This window comes from Rahnella sp. 1L-D-7-B-C2 (genome assembly GCF_057290995.1).
Genome location: NZ_JBXAVQ010000006.1, coordinates 148,419 through 173,859 on the forward strand (window position 1 = coordinate 148,419; position 25,441 = coordinate 173,859).

Annotated in this window: 15 protein-coding genes; 6 read left to right on the top strand and 9 right to left on the bottom strand. The window is 54.8% G+C overall.

Annotation, left to right across the window (positions count from 1 at the left end; genetic code table 11):
- Window positions 1-24 precede the first annotated feature (24 nt).
- The gene (locus tag AC0Z7K_RS12495) at window positions 25-531 is read right to left on the bottom strand and encodes a M48 metallopeptidase family protein (protein WP_485614657.1); all 507 of its coding nucleotides are present in this window, start codon (window positions 529-531) and stop codon (window positions 25-27) included.
- Between the two features lie 171 nt (window positions 532-702).
- Between AC0Z7K_RS12495 and rlmG the strand changes: the two genes are divergently transcribed.
- Complete coding sequence (gene rlmG / locus AC0Z7K_RS12500) at window positions 703-1,854, top strand: 23S rRNA (guanine(1835)-N(2))-methyltransferase RlmG (protein WP_485614659.1); 1,152 nt, start codon at window positions 703-705, stop codon at window positions 1,852-1,854.
- 60 nt (window positions 1,855-1,914) lie between these two features.
- Here the strand turns inward: rlmG and AC0Z7K_RS12505 are convergent, their stop codons facing one another.
- Entirely contained in the window at window positions 1,915-3,951 is a 2,037-nt protein-coding gene (locus AC0Z7K_RS12505) for an oxidoreductase (protein ID WP_485614660.1), read from the bottom strand.
- Between the two features lie 393 nt (window positions 3,952-4,344).
- Between AC0Z7K_RS12505 and AC0Z7K_RS12510 the strand changes: the two genes are divergently transcribed.
- Entirely contained in the window at window positions 4,345-5,211 is an 867-nt protein-coding gene (locus AC0Z7K_RS12510) for a crotonase/enoyl-CoA hydratase family protein (RefSeq protein ID WP_413530307.1), read from the top strand.
- A gap of 29 nt (window positions 5,212-5,240) precedes the next feature.
- Here AC0Z7K_RS12510 and pdeR read toward each other — a convergent pair whose 3' ends face one another.
- From pdeR to malT, 4 genes are all read right to left on the bottom strand, one after another.
- Window positions 5,241-7,259: a cyclic di-GMP phosphodiesterase gene (gene pdeR, locus AC0Z7K_RS12515; RefSeq protein ID WP_485614663.1), complete on the bottom strand. Its 2,019-nt coding sequence runs from the start codon at window positions 7,257-7,259 to the stop codon at window positions 5,241-5,243.
- A gap of 294 nt (window positions 7,260-7,553) precedes the next feature.
- Window positions 7,554-9,851, bottom strand: coding sequence for a beta-glucosidase BglX (gene bglX / locus AC0Z7K_RS12520; RefSeq protein WP_485614664.1), 2,298 nt, complete (start codon window positions 9,849-9,851; stop codon window positions 7,554-7,556).
- Between the two features lie 387 nt (window positions 9,852-10,238).
- Complete coding sequence (locus tag AC0Z7K_RS12525; RefSeq protein WP_112164626.1) at window positions 10,239-10,523, bottom strand: YjcB family protein; 285 nt, start codon at window positions 10,521-10,523, stop codon at window positions 10,239-10,241.
- 251 nt (window positions 10,524-10,774) lie between these two features.
- On the bottom strand, window positions 10,775-13,501 hold the full coding sequence (gene malT / locus AC0Z7K_RS12530) for an HTH-type transcriptional regulator MalT (protein WP_485614666.1): 2,727 nt from the start codon (window positions 13,499-13,501) through the stop codon (window positions 10,775-10,777).
- A 322-nt stretch (window positions 13,502-13,823) separates the two neighbouring features.
- Here malT and malP point away from each other — a divergent pair, with 322 nt between their 5' ends.
- Both malP and malQ read left to right on the top strand, forming a co-directional pair.
- Window positions 13,824-16,226: a maltodextrin phosphorylase gene (gene malP / locus AC0Z7K_RS12535; protein ID WP_485614667.1), complete on the top strand. Its 2,403-nt coding sequence runs from the start codon at window positions 13,824-13,826 to the stop codon at window positions 16,224-16,226.
- Between the two features lie 9 nt (window positions 16,227-16,235).
- Window positions 16,236-18,323 (top strand): 4-alpha-glucanotransferase, encoded by a 2,088-nt coding sequence (gene malQ / locus AC0Z7K_RS12540; protein WP_413530312.1) that lies wholly within the window; start codon window positions 16,236-16,238, stop codon window positions 18,321-18,323.
- A 330-nt stretch (window positions 18,324-18,653) separates the two neighbouring features.
- On the opposite strand, the gene malG is transcribed toward malQ, so the two are convergent.
- The 3 genes from malG to malE all read right to left on the bottom strand — a co-directional run bounded on the left by malG (window position 18,654) and on the right by malE (window position 22,404).
- The gene (gene malG, locus AC0Z7K_RS12545) at window positions 18,654-19,544 is read right to left on the bottom strand and encodes a maltose ABC transporter permease MalG (protein ID WP_413530313.1); all 891 of its coding nucleotides are present in this window, start codon (window positions 19,542-19,544) and stop codon (window positions 18,654-18,656) included.
- A 13-nt stretch (window positions 19,545-19,557) separates the two neighbouring features.
- Window positions 19,558-21,102, bottom strand: a complete 1,545-nt coding sequence (gene malF, locus AC0Z7K_RS12550; RefSeq protein ID WP_485614669.1) for a maltose ABC transporter permease MalF — start codon at window positions 21,100-21,102, stop codon at window positions 19,558-19,560.
- 87 nt (window positions 21,103-21,189) lie between these two features.
- Entirely contained in the window at window positions 21,190-22,404 is a 1,215-nt protein-coding gene (gene malE, locus AC0Z7K_RS12555) for a maltose/maltodextrin ABC transporter substrate-binding protein MalE (RefSeq protein WP_485614671.1), read from the bottom strand.
- Window positions 22,405-22,781: 377 nt separating this feature from the next.
- Here malE and malK point away from each other — a divergent pair, with 377 nt between their 5' ends.
- A complete protein-coding gene (gene malK, locus AC0Z7K_RS12560; RefSeq protein WP_112164632.1) occupies window positions 22,782-23,891 on the top strand; it encodes a maltose/maltodextrin ABC transporter ATP-binding protein MalK in 1,110 nt (369 codons plus the stop codon).
- A gap of 26 nt (window positions 23,892-23,917) precedes the next feature.
- The gene (locus AC0Z7K_RS12565) at window positions 23,918-25,216 is read left to right on the top strand and encodes a maltoporin (protein ID WP_413530325.1); all 1,299 of its coding nucleotides are present in this window, start codon (window positions 23,918-23,920) and stop codon (window positions 25,214-25,216) included.
- The last annotated feature ends 225 nt before the right edge of the window (window positions 25,217-25,441 follow it).

Below are 25,441 nucleotides of genomic sequence, written 5' to 3' on the forward strand. Positions count from 1 at the left end.
AAATACCTCATTATTATTGTTAAGTTATTGATACAACTTACCGAATATTTCCAGATGCGTCAGGTACATGCGCGTATCGAATTCTAACTGATGATAGTCGGGCGTCATATGACAGCACAGGCTGTAGAATGCTTTGTTGTGATCTTTCTCTTTCAGATGCGCCAGTTCGTGCACCACGATCATCTTCAGAAAGGGTTCCGGCGCGCTTTTAAAGACAGTCGCGACGCGGATTTCCGCCTTGGTTTTCAGCTTACCGCCCTGAATGCGCGATATAGCGGTATGCAGCCCCAGCGCGTGCTTCATCACGTGGATTTTGTTGTCGTAGGCCACTTTACTTAACGGCGATGAACTGCGCAGAAACTGGTTTTTCAGGTCCAGCGTATACTGATAGAGCGATTTGTCGGTGGTCAGCTCGTGCGGTTGCGGATATCGCGTCAGCAATACTTTACCCAAACGTTCCTGGTCGATTAACTGACGCACCTGAGCCTGAAGATGCTCGGGATAGCCTTGCAGATAGGTCAATTCAGGCATAACTGGTTGCTTTGTCTCTTATTGACGGGAAAAAGGTGCCGCAGCGGAAAGCGTGGATTTTGGCGCGATCGCAGGGATCCGGCAGATAAACCCCTTTTTAACTGAAAAAACATTTTACTGATAGCCCAATTTAGGGGATAAACAGCGCAAATTGAATATTGAGGAGGGCCAATGAGCCAATTCGAAACCGAAGTAGGTGGTCAGTTGCTGCAACTGAGTCTGGAACGTTATCCGCAGGACGAAGCGGCAACGCAGTTGCAGGCCTGGGAAGCGGCCGATGAATATCTGCTGCAAACCCTGAACACCGCTGAGCTCAATGGCCGTCCGCTGCTGATTTTCAACGATGCGTTTGGTGCGCTGGCCTGTGCGTTACAGGAGTTCAATCCAACCAGCATCAATGACTCTTTCATGAGCCAGCTGGCGACGCGCCATAACCTGCGTCTGAACGGGTTTGATGAAGACGCCGTGGCCGCGCAAAGCAGCCTGGTGCCGTTGCCGATCAATCCGGGTCTGGTCATCATCAAAGTGCCAAAAACGCTGGCGCTGCTGGAACAGCAACTGCTGGCCCTGCGCGAAGTTGTAACGCCTGAGACGCAGATCATCGCCGGGGCGAAAGCCCGTGATATCCACACCTCGACGCTACAATTGTTCGAGAAAATTCTTGGCCCGACCAAAACCAGTCTGGCATGGAAAAAAGCGCGTCTGATCCATTGTGAAGCCACGTTGCCTGCACAGGCCGCCGAGCCGGTGATCGCCGAATGGGCGCTGGATGACAGTGAGTTCCGCATTTCCAATCACGCGAACGTGTTCTCTCGAGGCGGTCTGGATATCGGCGCGCGTTTCTTCATGCAACATCTGCCGGAAGGCATCGAAGGGCGCATGGTGGATTTAGGCTGCGGTAACGGTGTGATCGGCATGACCGCGCTGGCACTGAACCCGGACGCCGAAATGCTGTTTGTGGATGAATCCTACATGGCAGTGGAATCGAGCCGCATCAACGTTGAAAACAATTTGCCGCAGGATGTCAGCCGCTGTCATTTCGAAGTGAACAATATGCTGGCCGGTGTCGAGCGCGAAACGCTGGACGCGGTGCTGTGTAACCCGCCGTTCCATCAGGGCACCGTGGTCAGTGATGACACTGCATGGCGTATGTTCTGTGATGCCAAACGTTGCCTGCAAACCGGCGGCGAACTGCGTATCGTCGGTAACCGCCATCTGGATTACTACCAGAAACTGCGCCGTTTGTTCGGTAACTGCACCACTATCGCCACCAATCAGAAGTTCGTGATTTTGCGCGCGGTGAAGACGGCGTCACAGCATTGATTTGAATGATGTCTTCAGCAAAAAAGCCGCTCACGCGGCTTTTTTTTCATCTGTACTTTCTCAGATTGCCAGCGCCAGCCGGGTGCCTTGTTCTATGGCGCGGCGGGCATCGAGTTCGAGCGCAACGTCCGCGCCGCCAATCAGGTGCACGGTTTTCCCGGCTTCCTGCAGAGGCTGATACAAGGCGCGCTGTGGTTCCTGTCCGGCGCAGATAATGATGTTATCCACCAACAGACATACCGGTTCACCGTTCATAATCAGATGCAATCCTGCGTCGTCGATGCGTTCGTAGCTGACGCCATTTTGCATTTTCACGCCGCGCTGCAACAGACTGGCGCGGTGGATCCAACCGGTAGTTTTACCGAGTCCTGCGCCGACTTTAGTGGTTTTGCGTTGCAGCAAAACGATATCCCGCGCTGCCGGTTCCGGCTGCGGGCCTTGTGGCGCAAGGCCGCCGCGCTGGGTGAGCGTCTGATCGATCCCCCATTCATGACTGAACGCGCGGCTGCTGAGGCTCGACGATGTGCCGTTGTGGATCAGGTATTCGGCGGTATCAAACCCAATTCCGCCTGCACCGATAATCGCCACGCGGTTGCCGACCGGTTTTTTATCGCGCAGCACGTCGAGATAGGTCAGCACGCTCGGGTGACTGATACCCGGAATGTCCGGCAAACGCGGCGAGATGCCGCAGGCGAGGATCACCTCGTCATAGCCGGTCAACTGGCTGGCGCTAACTGTTTCGCCAAGGCGCACCGTCACACCGAGTAACGCCAGCTGGCGCGAGTAGTAGCGCAGGGTCTGATAAAACTCCTCTTTGCCAGGAATTTGTTTAGCAATATTAAACTGCCCACCAATTTCATGGTGGCCGTCAAACAGCGTGACCTGATGTCCGCGGCTGGCGGCCGTCGTAGCGAAAGCCAGACCCGCAGGGCCGGAGCCGACCACGGCCAGGCGTTTAGACGCTGGCGCGCGGGTCACTGGCATCTGCGTTTCATGGCAGGCGCGTGGGTTTACCAGACAGGACGTCACTTCGCCGACGAAAATCTGATCCAGACACGCCTGATTGCAGCCGATGCAGGTATTAATTTCATCCGCCCGGCCCTGCGCCGCTTTCTCGACAAACGCCGGATCGGCGAGGAACGGGCGCGCCATCGAAACCATATCGGCGCAGCCTTCGGCGAGAATTTTCTCCGCGACGTCCGGATCGTTGATGCGGTTGGTGGTGATGAGCGGAATGCCGACTTTGCCCATCAGCCTTTGGGTTACCCAGCTGAATGCCGCGCGGGGCACCATAGTAGCGATGGTGGGAATACGCGCTTCGTGCCAGCCGATACCGGTATTAATAATGCTCGCTCCTGCCTGCTCGATGCGTTGCGCCAGCATTTCGACCTCCTGCCAGTCCGACCCTTCCTCCACCAGATCCAGCATCGACAGGCGATAAATGATGATGAATTCCAGTCCGCACGTTTCGCGCACGCGGCGCACCGCTTCGGTCGCGAAGCGCATGCGATTTTCCACGCTGCCGCCCCAGCGGTCGGTGCGCTGGTTGGTTCTGGCGGCCAGAAACTGATTAATCAGATAGCCTTCCGAACCCATGATTTCCACGCCGTCGTAGCCAGACTCTTTGGCAAGCAGAGCACAGCGGGCGAAATCTTCCAGCGTTGTTTCGATCTGTTCTTCGCTCAGCGCATGAGGCGTGAAGCGGTTAATCGGTGCCTGAAGGGCAGAGGGCGCGACCGGATGAGGCTGGTAGCTGTAGCGACCGGCATGCAGGATTTGCAGTGCGATTTTGCCTCCGGCGGCATGTACGGCACGGGTCACCACGCGGTGATGTGTGATGTGTTCCTGTTCGGCCAGAATCGAACCGCCCTGATACACAACGCCCTGCGCATTGGGTGAAATGCCGCCGGTGACGATTAGCCCGACGCCCGCCGCCGCGCGCTCGGCATAAAACGCTGCCAGCCGCGCCGGCCCGTCCTCCAGCTCTTCAAGTCCGGTGTGCATGGAACCCATCAGCACGCGGTTTTTCAGCTGCGTAAAACCTAAATCCAGCGGCGCCAGCAGGTGCGGATAAAACGGCGAAGCGCGTTCAGTCATGGAATTCTCTTAAGTGGTCGGAGGAGATGAATTCAATTTAGCGGGTGGCGGAAGAATTGGAAAGCGGGCACGCAATGATTGTGAGCTGTATCACTTTGGCTAAAACGGGGAAAATTATTAACGCTTCAAAATATTATTAATCAGGCTTATTTAATTAAAATATTAATTAGTGAGGAGGCGAATGATTGCGAATAAGCAGACAAATTCATTCTTTCACTGTTTTTACACAAGATTGATGAGATGCAGGTTGTTTATTTTTAACATTTTTTTCCTAAGTTATGCGGATTAAGAATATTCTTATAAAAACACCTGGAATCGATTCAGTTCGGGTTAGAGCTGGACTAGGCTGGAGCTGCTTCACCCTAAAATTCAATTCTAACCTGGATATATACTATGAATCTTATTGACCATACAGCCTGCCGTCCGTTTACCGAAGCCGGGCACTTGTCGCAAATTGCTGCCTATTATGAAGAAGGCCGTAATGTCATGTGGATGATGCTCAGGTCTTATCCACGTCCTTGTTTTAATCAGGAGCTTATCGAAGACATCATGACGCTGACCTACGCTGCGAAAGCGTCCGGGCTGCGTTTCGATTTTTGGGTGACCGGTTCGCTGGTGCCCAATATGTACAACGTGGGAGGTGATCTCAGTTTCTTTGTGGATTCTATCGTTAATAACAAGCGCGAAGCGTTGCGTGCCTACGCCAGAGCCTGTGTGGACTGCGTACACGCCGCCGCGCGCGGATTTGATGTCGGTGCCATTAGTTTGTCGATGATCGAAGGAACCGCGCTGGGCGGCGGGTTTGAAGCGGCACTGGCGCACCATTACGTGCTGGCGCAAAACACGGCCCGTATGGGATTTCCTGAAATCGCGTTTAACCTGTTCCCTGGCATGGGCGGTTATTCACTGGTCTCACGAAAAGCCGGTATGCGGCTGGCGGAGGAGCTGATTACCACCGGTGAATCGCATACGGCGGAATGGTTTGAAAGCCGCGGGTTAGTGGATGTTCTGTTCCAGCCTGGTGAGGCATTCAACGCCACCCGTACCTTTATGGATACGCTGCGGCCAAAGCTCAACGGGATCCGGGCGATGATCCGGGCACGTCAGCGCGTATTGCAGCTGTCGCGTTCGGAGCTGATGGATATCACTGAAGACTGGGTGGATGCCGCTTTTACTCTGGAGGAGAAGGATCTGAGTTATATGGAGCGGCTGGTCATGCTGCAAAACCGGCATACGGCGTCCTTGCGTAAAACCGGCTAGCAGCAGACAGAAAAAGCCCGTCACTGGCGCTATTTCTGTTTTGCTTTATGTTTAAACACATTGGGTGAAGCAACGTTTTTATCATCAAGCCAGTGCTCCAGCTCAATCGCGGGCATTGGCTTGGCGTAAAGAAAGCCCTGTTTACTGTCCACGCCGATTTCATCGATAAGCTTCTCTTCTTCCACCGTTTCCACGCCTTCCGCCACGACCGTCAGTTGCAACGTTTTAGCCACCGCCACAATCGCCCGGACCAGCGCCTGCGAAACCGGATCGTTATTAATCCCACGAACAAAACTCTGATCAAGCTTGATGCAGTCCAGCGGTATACGCGCCAGCTGTGACAGCGAAGAATACCCGGTGCCGAAATCATCCAGATGCACCTGCGCGCCCAGTTTGTGAAGCTGATTGATCATCGCCACGGCGGCACTTTCATCTTCCACCAGACAGCTTTCGGTCAACTCAAAATCCAGCAGGCAGCCCTTCATGCCGGAGGTCTTCATCGCTTCGGCGAGCGTGGTGATAAAGGAGCCGTTATTAAGCTGACGGCCGGAAAGATTCACCGCCACCCGCAGATTGAGGCCTTTTTTCTGCCATTCCGTTGCCTGACGCGTCGCGGTTTCGATCACCCATTTGCCCAGCGGCGTAATCAGCCCGGATTCTTCGGCGTAAGGGATAAAGCTTTGCGGCTGAATCAGCCCGCGTTCCGGCGACTGCCAGCGCAGCAGAGCTTCAACGCTGTTGACCGCCCCGTAAAGCGAGACTTTCGGCTGGTAATACAGCACCAGCTGATCTTTGTCGGCCAGCGCCTTTCGCAAATGTGTATCCAGCCACATATATTCGGCGGCTTTCTGATTCATTTCCGGCGAGAAAACGCAGTATGAGTTTTTGCCTTTTTCCTTGGCCACGTACATTGCGGTATCGGCGTTTTGCAGCAGAGTATCACCGTCGATGCCGTGTTCCGGGCAGATAGCAATCCCACCGGAACAGCCGGTGTACACTTCGATAAGTCCGATACGAAACGGCATGCTCAGACGTTGTAAAACCCGCTGGCTTAGTGCTTCCAGCGTTTTGATTTCAGCCTGGGTGCTGAGAATAATAAATTCATCGCCACCGAGTCGGGCAAGCTTATCGTTGCTCGACAGGCAATCCTGAATGGCATCGGATACCGCGCGCAGCAGGTGGTCACCAAACATGTGCCCGTAAGCATCATTCACTTTTTTGAAATTATCGAGATCAAGATAAATCAGCCCGACTTTATTCTCACCCCGGTCTTTTAGCGCGGTGGCCAGGGATTCCTGCAACGCATTACGGTTGGCAAAGCCGGTAACCAGATCGGTGTTGGCGAGAACGCGTAACCGTTCCTGCGCTTTGCGTTCGTCGGTGATATCAGACCCCGAGCAGATCAGATATTTTTGCTGTTTTCCGCTGCCGCTGTGGACGAATTTATTACGGAACAGGAACAGACGCTGGCCTTTAACGGTGTTGATCCAGCGTTCTACCTCATAAGATTGCTGATGCTGAAAGAAGCTGGTGATGTTCTGGCGTGAGGCCAGGCCCTCTTCCATCGACATGAATAAATCGTAGGCGCTGCGTCCAATAACATCGACTTCGCGCAGGCCGGTATACTCTTCGCTCAGCCGGTTGAAACGGTGGATTTTGCCTTCCTGATCGATAATCACAATCACCGAATTTGCCTCAGAAACCACCTGTTCGGCAAATGTCAGCCCGACTTCTAAATCATGTGCGACGGATTCAGTGTCCTGATACGCCGATGCGGTGCCCGCCCAGACCTGACTGTCAATTTTGCGGCCCACCAGATACAGGCGAACGGAGGATCCGAACAGAGTAATGTCCAGCGTGAAACTTGAGGTGATCCCGGTCAGTTGTCGGATCTTTCCTGCCTGCCATTGTGTCAGGGAGATGGCGACGTTGACGATGCCTTTCTCAGCAGATAACTCCAGTGCATTGCTGTCTGAACCCAGTCGCCAGTATGGGCGGGGCGTACCGAAATGCAGGTACAGGATGGAGGCATCTTGTGAGTCGACCATGAATGTTTCTCCGCAAAGAACGCAAAACGCCGGCTTTGTGCGAACCTGGCGACAGTCAGCACAGACGGAGCTTACTCTGTTCGGCCCACTCGCAACGCTCCGCATCCGGCGGATAAAGGCAAAAGGGCATAACACATTGAAATTAAGGTTAGCAACTGTCCGTTATATATCCAGTCTGCGGACAGAAATTGCCGTTGAGCACCGGGGCGCGGGTTGCCTTGCATCGTTAGTGCTCAACGGGCTTTTGACCGATTTCCGGGCCTGTGTTCTGACCCGGAAATCACTTTCGAAAAATTACTTCAGCAGGAAACTGGTTTGCTTAACGTTCTGCGAATCCAGACCGATGAACACGTTGAATTTGCCAGGATCAGACGCCCATTTCAGCTGCTCGTTGTAGTAACGCAAATCCGGTTCATTGACAGTAAACGTCACGACTTTTTCCTCACCCGGTTGCAGTTCAACCTTTTCAAAGTTCTTCAGCTGTTTCACCGGACGGCTGATGGACGCGGTGACATCCTGCAAATACAGCTGCACGATGGTCGCTCCGCTGCGTTTACCGGTGTTTTTCACCGTCACGCTGGCGGTCAGCGGATGTTTGGCATCCATGGTGGTGGCCGACAGACTTACGTCAGAGACGCTGAAGTCGGTGTAACTCAGGCCATAACCAAACGGGAACAGCGGGCCATTGGTGATATCGAAATATCGGGTAGTGTATTTATCCGGATGCTGTGGATTAAACGGACGGCCGGTATTAAGGAAGCTGTAGTACAGCGGGATCTGGCCGACTTCGCGCGGGAAGGTCATTGGCAGTTTGCCTGACGGGTTGTAATCGCCAAACAATACGTCGGCAATCGCATGGCCGCCTTCTGTACCGCTGAACCAGGTTTCCAGCATCGCGTCAGAAATTTCGTTTTCCCACGTCAGGGTCAGCGGACGGCCATTCATCAGAACGATTACCAGCGGTTTGCCGGTCGCTTTCAGCGCTTTCAGCAGGTCACGCTGACTTTGCGGAATGTTCAGTTCAGAACGGCTGGACGCTTCGTGCGCCATGCCTTGCGCTTCACCAACGACGGCGACGACAACGTCTGATTTCTCGGCCGTTTTCACCGCTTCGTCAATCATATCCTGCGGTTTACGCGTGTCGTTGATGACCTGTTTGTCGTAAGAGTTGAGGAAATCTACCATCGCCTGATCGTCAGTGACGTTCGCGCCGCGTGCATACAGCACGTTGCCTTTGTCACCGAGCACATCTTTCATGCCTTGCAGGACGGTCACGGCCTGCGCGGCTTTACCCGCCGCCGACCAGCTACCCATTACATCACGTTTGCTGTCAGCCAGCGGGCCGATCACCGCGATGGTGCCTGATTTCTGCAACGGCAGGGTCTGATTGCTGTTTTTCAGCAGTACCAGCGAGGTCCGTGCCACTTCACGTGCTTCGGTGCGATGCAGACGACTTTCGGCATTGGTATCCGCCGGATCGCTGGAGGCCGGGCCTAAATGACGGTACTCATCGACAAACAGGCCCATGTCCCATTTGGCAGCGAGCACGTCACGCACGGCACGGTCGATGTCATTCTGGCTGACCAGCCCGTCGGCGAGTAATCCTTTCAGATACTTACCGTACATATTGTCGGCCATATCCATATCGACACCGGCTTTCAGCGCCATCGCTGCTGCCTGACGATCGTCTTCTGCCACCCCGTGTTTGACCAGGCCGCCAATCGCGCCGTGATCGCTGACGGTCAGCCCTTTGAATTGCCAGTCGTCGCGCAGAATGTCTTTGAGCAGCCAGGTATTGGAAGTTGCCGGCACGCCGTTGACGCTGTTAAGCGCAATCATCACGCCGCCCGCGCCCGCATCCACTGCGGCTTTGTACGGTGGCATATAGTCGTTGAACATGCGGGTCAGGCTCATGTCCACGGTGTTGTATTCGCGGCCGCCTTCGACAGCGCCATACAGCGCGTAGTGTTTGACGTTGGCCATCACGGCGTCTGGCCCTGACGGGTCTTTACCCTGATAGCCGGTGACCATCTCATGTGCCAGGCGCGACGTCAGATAGGTGTCTTCACCGAAGCCTTCGGAAACGCGACCCCAGCGCGGGTCACGGGTGACATCCACCATCGGCGAGAAGGTCATATTCAGACCATCGGCGGCGGTCTCTTTGGCAGAAATTCGGGCGCTGGTGGCGACGGCGCTCATATCCCAGCTGGCGGCAAGGCCGAGGCTAATCGGAAAAATCGTGCGCTGGCCGTGAACGACATCATAGGCATAAAAAGGGGGGATCTTCAGGCGGCTGTTTTTCACTTCATCCTGAAGTCGACGGATATCGGGTTTGGTGACGGTGTTAAACACGCCACCGACTTTGCCCGCGCGGATATCTGCCATGATGGCTTCTTTCGGATAATCTGTTCCGACGGTCACCAGATTCAACTGCCCAATTTTTTCATCGAGGGTCATTTTTTTCATCAGATCGGCAATGAACGCATTGCGTTCTTTGACCTGATTTTGGGGGATACCCGCCGTTTCAACCGCCAGTGTAGAAGCAGAGCTTACCAGTAACACAAACGCGCCAAGCATGTGATGCGTATTCATCGGAATTCCTTCAGCCATAAACAGGGATGCCAAAACATTGAAAATTCAGCAGCCTGAAGCAAACAAATCAATGATCATTCTAAGAAAAGTATAGTGTGAGAATCTAATACGACCGTTCAACTATTAGCAATCAATAGTTTTATCAGTCTGCACATTATCTTTAACCCGTGGAGACAGATCGCAATTTACAGGTAATCGGGCAGATGGCTACAAAAAGAGGTTCGATATACCGCGCAATTTGAAACAATTAGGATTAGGTGACGGATTGTCATCAGATTGAGCAACTAAATAGCGTGTGAGGAATATTTTTTGCAGGATAAACCGGGCAGAAAGCGATGTTCTGCCCGGCAAGAAAGCGGGTAAAAACGGGATTAATCGAAAATGGGATTAATAGTAGAAAGGCATATCCGTCGGTGTTTTGCTCATCACGTCGAAGAACACATCTTTGGTCATTGACCAGAATTGCGCGATGGCGGCGGCGTTGTAGGTCATGCCCATCAGGCTCATGACAAAGAAACAGGTCACGGTCAGGCCGAGACCACTACAAACGAAAGCCATCGTATTGCGGCTCGACTGGCGGCAAACGATATTGAGCTGGCTGGTGCAGAACATCAGAAAAGCGCTCAGTAATTCCCAGCGCATCATGACGATGCCAGCGGTTAATGTACCCATAGATAAAATCCTTACTCACTACAGCCGGTTGCGCGACGCCAACATCAGCCGTAACGGCTGCAAAAACAGGAGGGCAATGGGCTTATCGAGGTATTAATTAAGTTGAATAGTGTGACTTGAGTCACATTATATCATCGGATTTTATTTATGAGCAGAGGGAATGAGCAGAAATTGTTCGCTAATACGTTTTATGTATAACGCACCGCCAATTCATGGCCATGCGTTATCAAAAAACTGCATTTACGAAAGGATTACGCGCCGTAGCCCATGACCTGCAACAGATGCTGGGCCTGCTGGACCGCTTCCTGCCGGTGCGCAACGCCAAGTTTTTGATACAAATTACGGATATGCGTTTTGATGGTGGTTGAGGCGACGTCCAGCTCACCGGCTATCTGATCGTTGCTATAGCCGGAATAAATCAGGCCGAGCACCTGCCACTCGCGCTGGGTCAGCGGGCTGGTGCGGATAAGTTCCGGCACCTGCGGATGCGTCAGCAGTTTATTCACAAAACCTTCGTCGAAATGCGCAAACTTGTGGCGGTGATGCTGGTTAATTTCGCGCAAAATCTGCTGCGCGCGACGCTGTTCCAATTCTGGCAACAGATTGAGCTGAATCAGCTGACGCAGCTGTTGCGCCATCATTTCACCCTCGATGACGAAATGGCTGACAAAGCCGGTGCGGTTCGCCAGCCCCAGTGCTTCAATCAGCACGCGTTGCGCATCGTTCTTACGGCCTGTGTGCCAGTAAAGCAGATTGCTCAGCAGCAGATTGCGGTTCAGATCGCTGGTCAGGCGCAGCTGGCGTGCGTTCTGATTGAGCTCGTCGAGCACCACTTCGGCTTCGTCAAATTTCTCCAGCAGAATCTGCATGCGGGCAATATTGCGCCACTGTCCTTGCTGGAAATGGTTGTCCGCCATGTCCGGTTTTCGCGCCTGTTGCAGCCACTGGCGGGCGGCGGCTTTATCACCAATCATCTGCCAGTAAATCACGCGAGGTTTGTCGGTATTAGTCAGCCAGTCGATATGATACTGGCCAGTTTTCAGCAGGGTTTCACAGCGCTGTAAATGGTGATGGGCATTATCGAGCTGACCGCGCGCCAGCGAGCATTTCGCCAGCATCGCCAGGCACTGCAATTGCTGCTGCGGCTGGAAATTGGTCAGCACGTCGAGGCCTTTCCGCGCGGCGTCTTCGGCATCGTCAAGGCGTGACCACGACCACAGCAGCTGTGAGCGCAGGCGCAGCAGGAATTCATGCATCGGTAACTGTTCAAGATGCTGCTCGCGCACCAGTTCAAACGCGCGATCCTGCATCTCGTAGGCGGCCTGCAAAAAACCCTGTGCAATCAGGATTTCGCTCTGTTGCAGCAACGCCCATAAGGCATAGTGATAGGCTTCGTAGCGCCGTGCGATCTGTTCCGTTTGCTGCATCAGCGGCAGCGCACGGGTTAAATCGCCTTTGCAGTGCTGAATTTCGCCGGTCACCGAGGTGGCGACGATGCGGCTGTAATAGCTTTCATACGGCAGGAAACGCAAGGCGTCGGCGGCCAGCTTTTCCGCTTCATCCTGACGACCATCATTGATCGCCACCTGCGCACGCAGGGCATCAAATTCGGCGGTCATATCCTGTTCCATCACGATATTGCGCTGCTGCATCTCGCTTTCAGCGCGCACCAGCAGGGCTTCGACTTCGGCATAGCGATGCTGACTCTGTGCCAGCCATGCCTGCAACAGTACCAGTTTAGGATTCTGTATCAGGCGTTCGTACGGCAGCGCGTTCAGACACTCTTCCAGCAACGCCAGCTCGCTTTGATTAAACAGCGCCCAGGCGTGCTGCAACAGAATATCGCGCAATAAATCAATATCTTCTGCGCCCAGTGCGTGATGAATCGCCTCCGCCGGGAAGCCCTGTGCCAGCCAGCCTTCAGCGGCGGCGCGGTGAATTTCCGGCAGTTGTGCTGCCAGTTCCCACTGGCAACGCTGGCGCAGGAAAGTCGCGAATAACGGGTGGAAGTTAAACCATTCGCCGGTGTCATCCATTCTGTGGATGAATAATCCCTGACGCTCTAATTCTTCAAGACGTTGCTGACCGTTTTCGCCGCCGGTCAGACGCACGATCAGCGCATCATTCATCGAACGCAGTAATGAACAGCGCAGCAGAAAATCACGGGTCGGGGCATCCACGCGATCCAGTACTTCATCCACCAGATATTCCGACAGATGGCTGGCATTGAGCCCGGCGAGTTTACGCGCCGATTGCTGAGTAGATTGCTGTGTCGAGGTGGTGGACTGGCGCGCTGAGAGCGCGATCAGCTGCAGTGCGGTGGCCCATCCGGCGACGTCGTCACACAAACGGCTGCTGTCGGCATGATCGATCGGGTCTTTCAGACGGTTGTCGAAAAACTGCTGCGTTTCTGGGTGGGTAAAGGCCAGGTGCGAGGCATTGAGCTCGAGCAACTGATCGCGCACGCGGAGATTGGCGATGCCCAGCGGCGGCAGGGTGCGTGAGAGCACCACCAGCGAAATATTTTCCGGCTGATGACGCAGGAAAAAACGCATGCCTTCATGGATGGCGTCGTTAGAAATCAGATGGTAGTCGTCAATCACCAGCAACAGCGGGCGGTGCCAGTCGGAAAGCTCAACAAACAGTTGCCCGAACAGCGCGGACAAACTGGCGTACTGATGCTTCTGGCTCAGCCCCTCACTTTTTACGCAGTGGCCGCCGCAGGCCTGCTGTACGGCAGCAATCAGATAGCTGGCAAAACGCTCCGGCTGGTTGTCGCTTTCATCAAGAGAATACCAGCCCAGATCGCTTTTCCCCGCCGCCCAGTGCGCCACCAGCGTCGTCTTGCCGTAGCCCGCCGGACTGGCGACCAGCGTAAGACGGTAATTAGGCGCAGTCGCGAGCTTCGTCAGCAAACGATCGCGAACTACTGTGTTTTGCTGCCGCACCGGGCGGCTGAGTTTTGACGGGATCAGCATTTTTTTCGATTCTTTTGACGGTAAGCAGAGGGCGGTTTAATTATTTCACAGCGCGTAATTAATCACTTTTTCTAAAGTCCTCCTTTGAAACATTGATTGCAAGAATGTTACGTTTTTACATGCCGTTAAGTTGCTCTGTATCACAAATTTCAATGAGAGTTTTCGTACGTCTACCCTGAGAGCCCGTCTCCTCCGGCTACGCCCCGTTTCTCCTCCCTGTCTAATCTTTGGCGGGATGATGCTGCTCACAGACACAAGCGTCAGCATAGTGATTATCAATATTGTACTTCCCTACAAATTCCCGAATATAAAGAGGCATGTGATGCAGGTGACTTTGGATAAGACACAATTTTTGGCCGCACTAAAACGCCAGTGGCAGGGATTTGGTTTGCAGCAGGCGCAGGACATGACGCCACATCAGTGGTGGCAGGCGACCAGTGCCGCACTCTCAGAACAGCTGAGCGCGCAGCCTGCGCCGGTGGCGGAGAAAACGCCACAGCGCCACGTTAACTATATTTCGATGGAGTTTCTGATTGGCCGGCTGACCGCCAATAACCTGATCAATCTCGGCTGGTATGACACCGTGCAGCAGGCGCTTAAAGAGCAGGGCGTAGCGCTGGCGGATGTGCTGGAGCAGGAAACCGACCCGGCACTGGGCAACGGCGGTCTTGGGCGCCTGGCAGCCTGTTTCCTTGATTCGATGGCGACCGTCGGACAACCGGCGACCGGTTATGGTCTGAATTATCAGTACGGCCTGTTCCGTCAGTCGTTCAGCGAAGGCAAGCAGCAGGAAGCGCCGGACAACTGGCATCGCGAAAGCTATCCGTGGTTCAGCCACAACAGCTCGCTGTCGGTCGACGTGGCGTTTGGCGGCAAGCTGACGAAGAACGATACGGGCGCGGAACACTGGCAGCCAGCGTTCACCCTGCGTGGCGAAGCCTGGGATCTGCCGGTGGTCGGTTATAAAAATGGCGTCACTCAGCCGCTGCGTTTATGGCAGGCGACCGACGTGCATCCGTTTGATCTGACGTTATTTAACGACGGTGAATTCCTCAAGGCCGAGCAGAAAGGCATTGATGCCGCGAAGCTCACGAAAGTGCTCTATCCGAACGACAATCATGAGGCCGGAAAACGCCTGCGCCTGATGCAGCAGTATTTCCAGTGCGCCTGTTCGGTCGCGGATATTCTGCGCCGCCACCATTTCCTTGGCCGAAAAATTCAGGATCTGCCGAAGTTCGAAGTGATCCAGCTCAACGATACCCATCCGACCATCGCCATCCCGGAGCTGCTGCGCATTCTGATCGACGAGCATCAGCTCGACTGGGACGCCGCGTGGGCGATCACCAGCCAGACTTTCGCTTACACCAACCACACGCTGATGCCGGAAGCGCTGGAGTGCTGGGATGAAAAGCTGGTTCGCAGCCTGTTGCCGCGCCACTTCTCACTGATCAAAGCGATCAACGCTCGCTTCAAAAAAGTCGTCGAAAAACAGTGGCCGGGCGACAAAGCGGTGTGGGAAAAACTTTCCGTCCATCAGAACAAACAGGTGCGTATGGCGAACCTGTGCGTGGTCAGCGGCTTTGCGGTGAACGGCGTCGCGGCGCTGCACTCCGAGCTGGTGGTCAAAGATCTGTTCCCGGAATATCACCTGCTGTGGCCAAACAAATTCCATAACGTCACCAACGGCATCACGCCGCGCCGCTGGCTGAAACAGTGCAATCCGGCACTGTCATCGCTTATCGACGAGACGCTGAAAACTGAATGGGTGAACGATCTTGATGCGCTAAAAGGGCTGGAAAGCTACGCCGACGATAAGAAATTCTGTCAGCGTTATCAGGCGATTAAGCGCGAGAACAAAATCAAACTGGCGGACTATGTTCAGCACACAATGGGCCTGACGCTGAACCCGGATGCGATTTTCGATGTGCAGATCAAACGCCTGCACGAATACAAACGTCAGCATCTGAATCTGCTGCATATTCTGTCGCTTTACAGTCAGTTGCGCGATAACCCGGAAATGGACATAGTGCCGCGTGTGTTCCTGTTCGGCGCGAAAGCGGCACCCGGCTATTATCTGGCGAAAAATATTATCTATGCCATCAATCAGGTCGCTGAAAAAGTAAATAACGATCCGCTGGTGCGCGATCGCCTGAAAGTGGTGTTTATTCCGGATTACCGCGTGTCAGTGGCTGAACTGATGATCCCGGCAGCGGATGTTTCCGAGCAAATTTCCACCGCCGGTAAAGAGGCGTCCGGCACCGGCAACATGAAGCTGGCGCTTAACGGCGCGCTGACCGTCGGCACGCTCGACGGCGCGAACGTCGAGATCGCCGAACAGGTCGGCGAGGACAATATCTTTATCTTTGGCAATACCGTCGATCAGGTCAAAGCGTTGCTGGCTAAAGGCTACGATCCGCTCAAACTGCGTAAGAAAGACAAGCATCTGGATAAGATCCTCAAAGAGCTGGAAAGCGGCTTCTTCAGTCATGGCGACAAGCAGGCATTCAGCCTGATGTTGGACAGTTTGCTGGATGGCGGCGATCCTTATCTGGTGCTGGCGGACTTCGCGGATTACTGCGCCGCACAGCAGAAAATCGATGCCCTGTATCGCGATCAGCAGGAGTGGACGCGTAAAACCATTCTCAACACTGCCCGCGTCGGGATGTTCAGTTCCGACCGTTCGATCCGTGATTATCAGCAGCGGATCTGGCAGGCGAAACGTTAAGGAGCCCCCATGGAAAATAAAGCACTGGAGCAGGCCGCCAGGGAGGCGGGGATTTCCTCTGGTTTTATTAATGCGCACGGCAAACAGCAGGCCATCGCGGCGGAAACTAAACGTGAGCTGTTATCGGCGATGGGCTGGGTGGCGCAATCGCGCCCGGTCAACACGCCGGTACCGGCTGTTAAAGTGTTCGTTACCGGCAGCCGTCTGGCACTGCCGGTCGGCGGTGACGGCGAATATGGCTGGACGCTGCGGCTGGAAAATGGCGGAACCACACAGGGGCGCGTCAGCGGTAAAATGACGCTGGCGCTGCCGGGGAAAATTCCCACCGGTTATCACCAGCTGACGCTGACGCAGGACGCGCAGCAGTGGGATTGCCGGGTAATTGTCGCGCCGAAACGCTGCTACGAGCCGGACGCGCTGCTGGCCGGTAAAAAACTCTGGGGCGCCTGCGTGCAGCTCTATACGCTGCGCTCGGAGAATAACTGGGGCATCGGCGATTTCAGCGATCTCAACGTATTACTGAAAAATGTCGCCGAACGCGGCGGGGCGTTTGTCGGCCTCAATCCTATCCACGCGCTCTATCCGGCCAATCCGGTGGCAGCCAGTCCTTACAGCCCGTCTTCACGCCGCTGGCTAAACGTCATTTATATCGACGTTGCTGCGGTGGATGATTTTAAGCGAAGTGAAGAAGCACAGATTTGGTGGCACCGGCCGGTGACGCAGCAGCGTTTGCAGGCGGCACGCGCCAGTGACTGGGTGGATTACGCCGAAGTGATGCCGCTCAAACTGGAAGGTTTACGCCTCGCCTACGCCCATTTCCTGGGCCGTAAGCCGCAGGATGCGCAGGTCAAATCCCTGGCGAATTTTGTGAAGCAGGGCGGCGAAAGCCTGTATTTACAGGCGGCGTTCGATGCACTGTATGAACATCTGGCGAAAGAAACCGATGTGGCGCTCGGCTGGAACCGCTGGCCGGAAAAATATCACGATGCGCGAGGCCCGGCGGTTCGGGCATTCTGCGAGCAACATGCGCAAGACGTGGAATTTTATCTGTGGCTGCAATGGCTGGCAGAAACGCAGTTTTCGCGTTGCTATCACACCAGCCAGCAGCAGGACATGCCGATGGGGCTGTACCGCGATCTGGCGGTCGGCGTGGTCGGGGGCGGTTCTGAAACCTGGGGTGACGGCGAGCTGTATTGCCTGAAAGCCTCGGTCGGTGCGCCGCCGGATATCCTCGGTCCGCTTGGTCAGAACTGGGATCTGCGCCCGATGGATCCTCATGTGATGATCAGACGCGGTTATCAGCCGTTTATCGATCTTCTGCGTTCCAACATGACCAGCTGCGGCGCGCTGCGTATCGATCACGTGATGGCGCTGTTGCGTCTGTGGTGGATCCCTGCGGGAGAAACGGCGGATAAAGGCGCTTACGTGCAATATCCGGTGGACGATCTGCTGGCGATCCTGGCGCTGGAAAGTCAGCGTCATCGCTGCATGGTGATCGGCGAAGATCTGGGTACCGTGCCAGTGGAAATCGTCAGCAAGCTGCGCGAGGGCGGCGTCTATTCTTACAAAGTGCTGTATTTCGAGCGCGATGAGGAAAATAACTTCCGCGCGCCGCAGTCGTATCCGGTTCAGGCGATGGCGACCATCACCACACACGATCTCCCCACGTTGCGCGGCTACTGGCAAAGCGACGATCTGGCGCTCGGCAAAACCCTTGGCCTGTACCGTGACGAAGAGGTTTTACAGGAGCTGTACGCCGACCGTGCGCGGGCGCGACAAGGTCTGCTCGACGGTTTGCATCACTACGACTGCATTCCGAAGAAAACCGGACGCAAGGCGGCGCTGATGGAAATGACGCCGGTGCTCAACCGTGGCCTGCAACGTTACGTCGCCGACAGCGCCTGTGCGTTGCTCGGCCTGCAACCGGAAGACTGGCTCGACATGGACGCGCCGGTCAACGTTCCCGGCACCAGTGACGAATTCCCAAACTGGCGACGTAAGCTTTCTCACACGCTGGAAGAAATGTTCGCCGACGAGCAGGTGAATAAGCTGATTAAAGACCTCGATAAACGCCGCAGGAAAGTGTCAGTGAGCTGAGGTTGATAAAGTCAGTGAGAGAAGGGGCTCTGTCAGAAGACAGAGCCCCTTTTTTATGCGCGAAAGGTTGGGATATGTTGCTTTGTAGAGGAAGCATAAAGGATGCCGTAAGGTTTATGGATAAAGGGATAACCCACCCGGTGTACGCTGTGCTGTCGAATGACTCCAGTGCTCCGTGATGGCAGTTGCCAACGCCTCCCTCACTGAAAATTTCAGAATGCATGGCTCACCGGATAAAAAAAAGGCGGCTTATTAAGCCGCCCAAGACACAGGGAATCAAACAAGTAGAACACCCATTGCTGGGATTAAGCGCATTAGCTTTTACATCAGTTACCCTTTCACTCCCCCCGCCGTCAGGCCGCCGACCAGCCAGCGTTGAGCAATCAGGAAGACCGCCGTAATCGGTATGGCGGACAGAATCGCTGCCGCCGCGAAATCGCCCCACAGGTAGTTCTGCGGGTTGAGGTATTGCTGCATGCCGACCGCCAGGGTGTAGCTGTTCACATCACGCAGCAGCAGTGAGGCGACCGGGACTTCCGTTATTGCAGCGATAAACGACAGAATGAAGACGACCGCCAGAATCGGCACCGACAGCGGCAGGAGCACCAGCCGGAAAGCCTGCCACGGGCTGGCGCCGTCCAGCGCAGCGGCTTCTTCCAGCGAACTGTCGATGGTTTCGAAGTAGCCTTTGATCGTCCACACATGCAGCGCGATGCCGCCCATATAGGCGAAAATCACACCGCCGTGGGTGTTCAGCCCGAGGAACGGCACGTACACGCCAAGGCGGTCGAAGAGGGCGTATAACGCCACCAGCGACAGCACCGCCGGGAACATCTGGAAGATCAGCATCCCCTTAAGCAGTGAGCTTTTGCCACGGAACTTCATGCGGGCAAAGGCGTAGGCGCAGGTGGTGGAAAGGGCGACGATCCCGACGGCGGTGATCGCGGCGATTTTGATCGAGTTCCACAACCACAGCATCACCGGGAATGGCGGCGGCGTGATGCTGCCGTCGCTGTTGGTGACGGCGATCCCCAGCGCCAGTTTCCAGTGATCCCACGACACTTGATCCGGGATCAGGCTGCCGGTGGCGAAGTTACCGGGACGCAGCGAGATGGCAAACACCATCAGCAGCGGGAACAGGATCAGCGCCAGAAAGCACAGCAGTAACAGGTGCGTCACCAGCAATCTGACTTTTTGCGACTTAGGTTTAACCATTGGCATTGTGTGTTGCTCCTCAGTCGAATTTCATACGTGAAGCTTTCAGATTCACGATAGCCAGCGCGCCAACTAACAGGAAGATGAGCGTGGCAATCGCTGCCGCCAGCCCGAAGTCCTGCCCGCCGCCGCCTTCAAAGGCGATGCGATAGGTGTAACTGACCAGCAAATCGGTATGTCCGGCCGGTGTGGTGGTGCCGAGCATGTCCGGGCCGCCGTTGGTCAGCAGCTGGATGAGCACGAAGTTATTAAAGTTGAAGGCGAAGCTGGCGATCATCAGCGGCGTCAGCGGTTTGATGAGCAAAGGCAGCGTGATGCGGAAGAAGTTCTGCATCGGCGTCGCGCCGTCCATTGCTGAGGCTTCGTACAGATCGTCCGGAATGGCCTTCAGCAGCCCCATGCACAGGATCATCATGTACGGATAACCCAGCCAGGTGTTGACGATGATGATCATACTTTTGGCGGTCCACGGATCGCTGAACCATGCGGGTTTGATGCCAAACAGTGCGCTGAGCATCAGGTTGATTTCACCGAAGCTCTGGTTGAACAGGCCCTTGAAAATCAGAATCGAAATAAAGGCCGGTACCGCATAGGGCAGGATCAGCAGGATGCGGTATGCCGCTTTGCCTTTCAGCTCCTCCCACTGCACTACGCACGCCAGCACCATGCCGACGGCAACGGTCAGCACCACGGTCAGCAGGGCGAAAACAATCGTCCAGACAAAGATCGACAGGAAGGGTTTCTGAATACCTTCATCATGGAAGACGCGCAGGAAATTTTGCCAGCCGATGCCAACGGTAAATCCGGGGCTGAGTTTTTCAGCCTGCCATTCACCTTGTGCGTTCACCGCCTGATAGAAGCCGGTATCCATGTTCGGGCGATAAAGCATGCCGGTTTGTACGTTGGTCAGCTGTTTACCATCGTCAGCCCGTTTATACAGCGGCTGGGTGCCGGAGAACTGGCGCAGGGAACTCATGCGCAGGGTTTCGCCGTCGGGCAGTTTGGCGGCGAGCTGGCCGAGCGCCAGACGGTTTTGCGTCACCACGCGCAGCCCGGCTTTATCCCCGGCGGGAACGGGCTGCGGCGTCATTTCCAGCGTTTGTGGCGCGGAGGCGTCGAAGGCAAACGGCGGAGATACCAGCGTTTCGCTGCTTTCTGCGGACGTCAGTGCCAGCTGCCATTTTTCACCCACAGGGAAGAGTGCAAAATTCAGTGCTTTTCCGCCCTGAAATTCGCGGCCCATCAATACCGACTGCGCACGTTCGAAAGTCAGCTGGTTGGTGCTGCTGTAGTTAGTAAAGGCAATCGCGATGGTACACACCAGCGGGAACAGCACAAATAAAGACATGCCCGCCAGGCCGGGATAGACGTAGCGCCAGGAATAGGCACGGCGGTTGCCATAAATAAAGAGGCCGAGGCTGGAGAGGATCAGCGCCAGAACGGCAAAGAGGTATTCACCCTGCGCATACATCAGCACGATCAGGTAACCGGATAAGCAGGCGAGCAGGCCGATGGCCAGCCATTTTAACGCGTTGCCGAGCGGTCGTTTTTTGGCTACTGGCATAGGGAAATCCTTTTAGTAACGGTGCGGACTTCATCAGGCCGCACCGTTTATTTCATTACCTTAACTTCATTAACGACATCACAATCATTACTTGGTAATGCGTGTTTCTACATCTTTCAGCGCTTGCGGAACGGTCTGACGGCCATTCACTGCGTTGATGATTGCGCTACGTTCGGCGTACCAGAAGGCACTCATCTGCGGGATGTTAGGCATGATTTCGCCGTTCTTGGAGTTCGCCATGGTGGCGGCGATGCGTGGGTCTTTTTCCAGTTGCTCCTGGTAGGACTTCAGCGCCACTGCACCCAGTGGTTTGTCTTTATTCACCACCGCCAGACCGTCGTTGGTGATCAGGTAGTTTTCGAGGAACTCTTTCGCCAGTTCTTTGTTCGGGCTGGCGGCGTTAATCCCGGCAGTCAGCACGCCGACGAACGGTTTAGACGGTTTGCCATGGAAGGTCGGCAGCAGCGTCACGCCGTAGTTGATTTTGCTCTTGTCGAGGTTTGACCACGCCCACGGGCCGTCGATGGTCATCGCGGTCTGGCCTTTGTTGAAAGCGGCTTCGGCGATGGAGTAGTCGGTGTCGGCGTTGATGTGCTTGTTCTTCACCAAATCGATGATGAATTGCAGGCCTGCCTGCGAACCCGCGTTGTTCACGCCGGTGTCTTTAATGTTGTATTTGCCGTTTTCAAACTTGAAGGCATAACCGCCGTCAGCGGCGATGATTGGCCAGGTGAAGTACGGTTCCTGCAGGTTCCACATGATGGCGCTTTTGCCTTTAGCACGCAGTTCCTTGTCCAGCGCCGGGATTTCTTCCCAGGTTTTTGGTGCTTCTTTAATGATGTCTTTGTTGTAAATCAGCGACAGCGCTTCGACAGCGACCGGGTAACCGATAAGCTTGCCGTTAAAGGTCACGGCGTCCCAGGTGAACGGGAACAGTTTGTCTTTGAAGGTCTGATCCGGGCTGATTTCAGCCAGCAGACCGGACTGTGCGTAGCCGCCAAAACGGTCGTGTGCCCAGAAGATGATGTCAGGGCCGCCGCCGGTGGCTGCAACCTGAGGGTATTTCTCTTCCAGCTTGTCCGGATGTTCTACCGTGACTTTAATGCCGGTGTCTTTTTCGAATTTCTTACCGACTTCCGCCAGGCCGTTATAGCCTTTGTCACCGTTGATCCAAATGACCAGCTTTCCTTCTTCTATTTTGGCAAAAGCGGAAGATGACAGCACCAGCGTAGCCAGCGCTGAAAGTGCCAGTGTGTGTTTCACGACTTTTTTGATGAAAGGAGCCTTAATGCTGAGGGTCATAATCCAATCCTTTTTATTCCTGTAGGGAGTCGGTTTTTCAAACGTCATAGACGGAAAAGACAGGGTACGACGCCAGTGTGGATTCAACCCGCCGGGGCTTCATCATCCCCCCCTCTACGCCCCCGCCTCTCAGAGTGTGATCCCACCGACACTCTCAGGCGTTATGTGGTTCATCACTCAAAAATATGGTTCGATTTTTGCCATTCAGATCACGAATTTGATTTTTGATGTGAACTTTCATCCGGTTGCGCGAACCGGTCATCCTCCTTGCTCCTCCCCCATGAAAAACTTTGTTACGGATGATTACGCTTTACCGCTAATCCTTCACTCTTCGTTGCATTGAGTTTCATCGCTGGCAGCAAGTACAGGAGTTCAGGATGGCGAGCGTTTCCCTTAACAGCGTGTACAAAGCCTTTGGCGACACCGTGATTTCCAGTGACATCAACCTGGACATCGACGAAGGCGAATTCGTGGTGTTTGTCGGCCCGTCGGGCTGCGGTAAATCGACGCTGCTGCGCATGATTGCCGGCCTGGAAGACATCACTTCCGGTGAGCTGAAGATTGGCGATAAACGTATGAATGAAGTGCCGCCCGCGGAACGCGGTATTGGCATGGTGTTCCAGTCTTATGCGCTGTACCCACATCTTTCCGTGGCAGAAAATATGTCGTTCGGCCTGAAGCTGGCCGGCGCGAAGAAAGCCGAAATCAATCAGCGCGTGAATCAGGTTTCTGAGGTGTTGCAGCTGGCGCATCTGCTGGACCGACGTCCGAAAGCGCTTTCTGGCGGACAGCGTCAGCGCGTGGCGATTGGCCGTACGCTGGTTGCCGAACCGACGGTGTTCCTGCTCGATGAACCGCTGTCAAACTTAGATGCCGCGCTGCGTGTACAGATGCGTATCGAAATATCACGTCTGCATAAGCGCCTGAAACGCACCATGATTTACGTGACCCACGATCAGGTCGAAGCGATGACGCTGGCCGATAAAATCGTGGTGCTCGACGCCGGACATATCGCGCAGGTCGGTAAGCCGCTCGAGTTGTATCACTATCCCGCCAACCGCTTTGTCGCCGGTTTTATCGGCTCACCCAAAATGAATTTCCTGCCGGTGAAAGTCACCGGTGCCGAAGCTTCACGCGTGCAGGTCGAATTGCCAAACCGCCAGCAGGTCTGGCTGCCGGTGGAAGGCGGCAACGTGAAAGTCGGCAGCAATCTGTCACTGGGGATCCGCCCGGAACACCTTTTGCCAAGCGACGTCGCCGAAGTGACGCTCTCCGGCGAGGTACAGGTTGTTGAGCAGTTGGGCAACGAAACACAGATTCACATCCAAATTCCGGCAATTCGTCAAAACCTGGTGTACCGCCAGAACGACGTGGTGCTGGTAGAAGAAGGTGCAACATTCGCCATCGGTTTGCCGCCACACCGCTGCCACCTGTTCCACGAGGATGGAACAGCCTGTCGCCGGTTACACCCCGAACCTGGTGTTTGAAAGCACGCGATCCCCTACAGGAGAAAATGATGATCACAATGCGTAGTTCTTCCCTGGCGCTGGCAGTGGCTGCTGGCATCCTTTCTACACAAGCAATGGCAGTGGATTTCACCGGTTATGCCCGTTCGGGCATTGGCTGGACTGGCAGCGGCGGCGAGCAGCAATGTTTCAAAGCCACCGGCGCTGACAGCAAATACCGTCTGGGTAACGAGTGCGAAACCTATGCCGAGTTAAAACTGGGCCAGGAAGTGTGGAAAGAAGGGGATAAGAGCTTCTACTTTGATACCAACGTCGCGTATTCCGTTTCACAGCAGAACGACTGGGAGTCAACCGATCCGGCTTTCCGCGAAGCAAACGTGAAAGGTAAGAACCTGATCGAATGGCTGCCAGGCTCCACCATCTGGGCCGGTAAACGTTTCTACCAACGTCATGACGTTCACATGATCGACTTCTATTACTGGGATATTTCTGGCCCGGGTGCCGGTCTGGAAGATGTGGATCTGGGCTTCGGTAAGCTGTCTCTGGCGGCGACCCGTAACACTGAAAGTGGCGGTTCCTACGGGTATATCGCCGATCAGCGTAACGAAGTCCCGACCTCAAACGACGTGTTTGACGTGCGTCTGGCCGGTCTGAACCTGAACCCGGGCGGCGTGCTGGAACTGGGTGTCGATTACGGTCGTGCCAATGCGCGTGACGGTTATTCACTGGATAAAAACTCCGCCAAAGACGGCGTGTTGCTGACTGCAGAACATACGCAAAGTATCTACAACGGCTACAACAAATTCGTCCTGCAGTACGCAACGGATTCCATGACGGATCCGAATACCGGCGCAGCGACGGGTCACTCCAACGGCGGGAACATCAACAGCAACGGCCACATGGTTCGCGTTCTGGATCACGGTGCGATTGACTTCAATGATACCTGGGGCCTGATGTATGTGGCGATGTATCAGGACGTTGACCGTGATAACAACAACGGTGCGACCTGGTACACCGTGGGTGTGCGTCCGATGTACAAATGGACGCCAATCATGAGCACCTTGCTGGAAGTCGGCTACGACAACGTGAAATCTCAGCGCACCAGCGAGACCAACGGTCAGTACAAAGTGACTCTGGCACAACAGTGGCAGGCAGGCGACAGCATCTGGTCACGTCCGGCTATCCGTGTGTTCGCCACCTATGCAAACTGGGATGAGAAATGGGGCTATGACACCGACAGCGGCGCAAGTAATGGTTTAGCGATGAATGACACCAGCACCCGTACTTTCAGCCGTGGTAATGACGATGAAGTGACATTCGGTGCCCAGATGGAAATCTGGTGGTAAATTTTTCCGTCCTCCTTCGCGCCGCTGGTGCGTTGGCTGCCCGGTCTCGCCCCGGTCACGTACTGATGTATGCTCCCGGGGACTTGGCCGGTTGCCGCCTTCCAGCAACACGAATGAGTTAGGAAAAAAGTGGAAACCTCTACAAATAATTCGCAGTAAGAAGATGTGCTGGCTGGCGGAATATCCAACGATAGCCGCCAGCCTTCATGGTGATTCAAAAGGAAA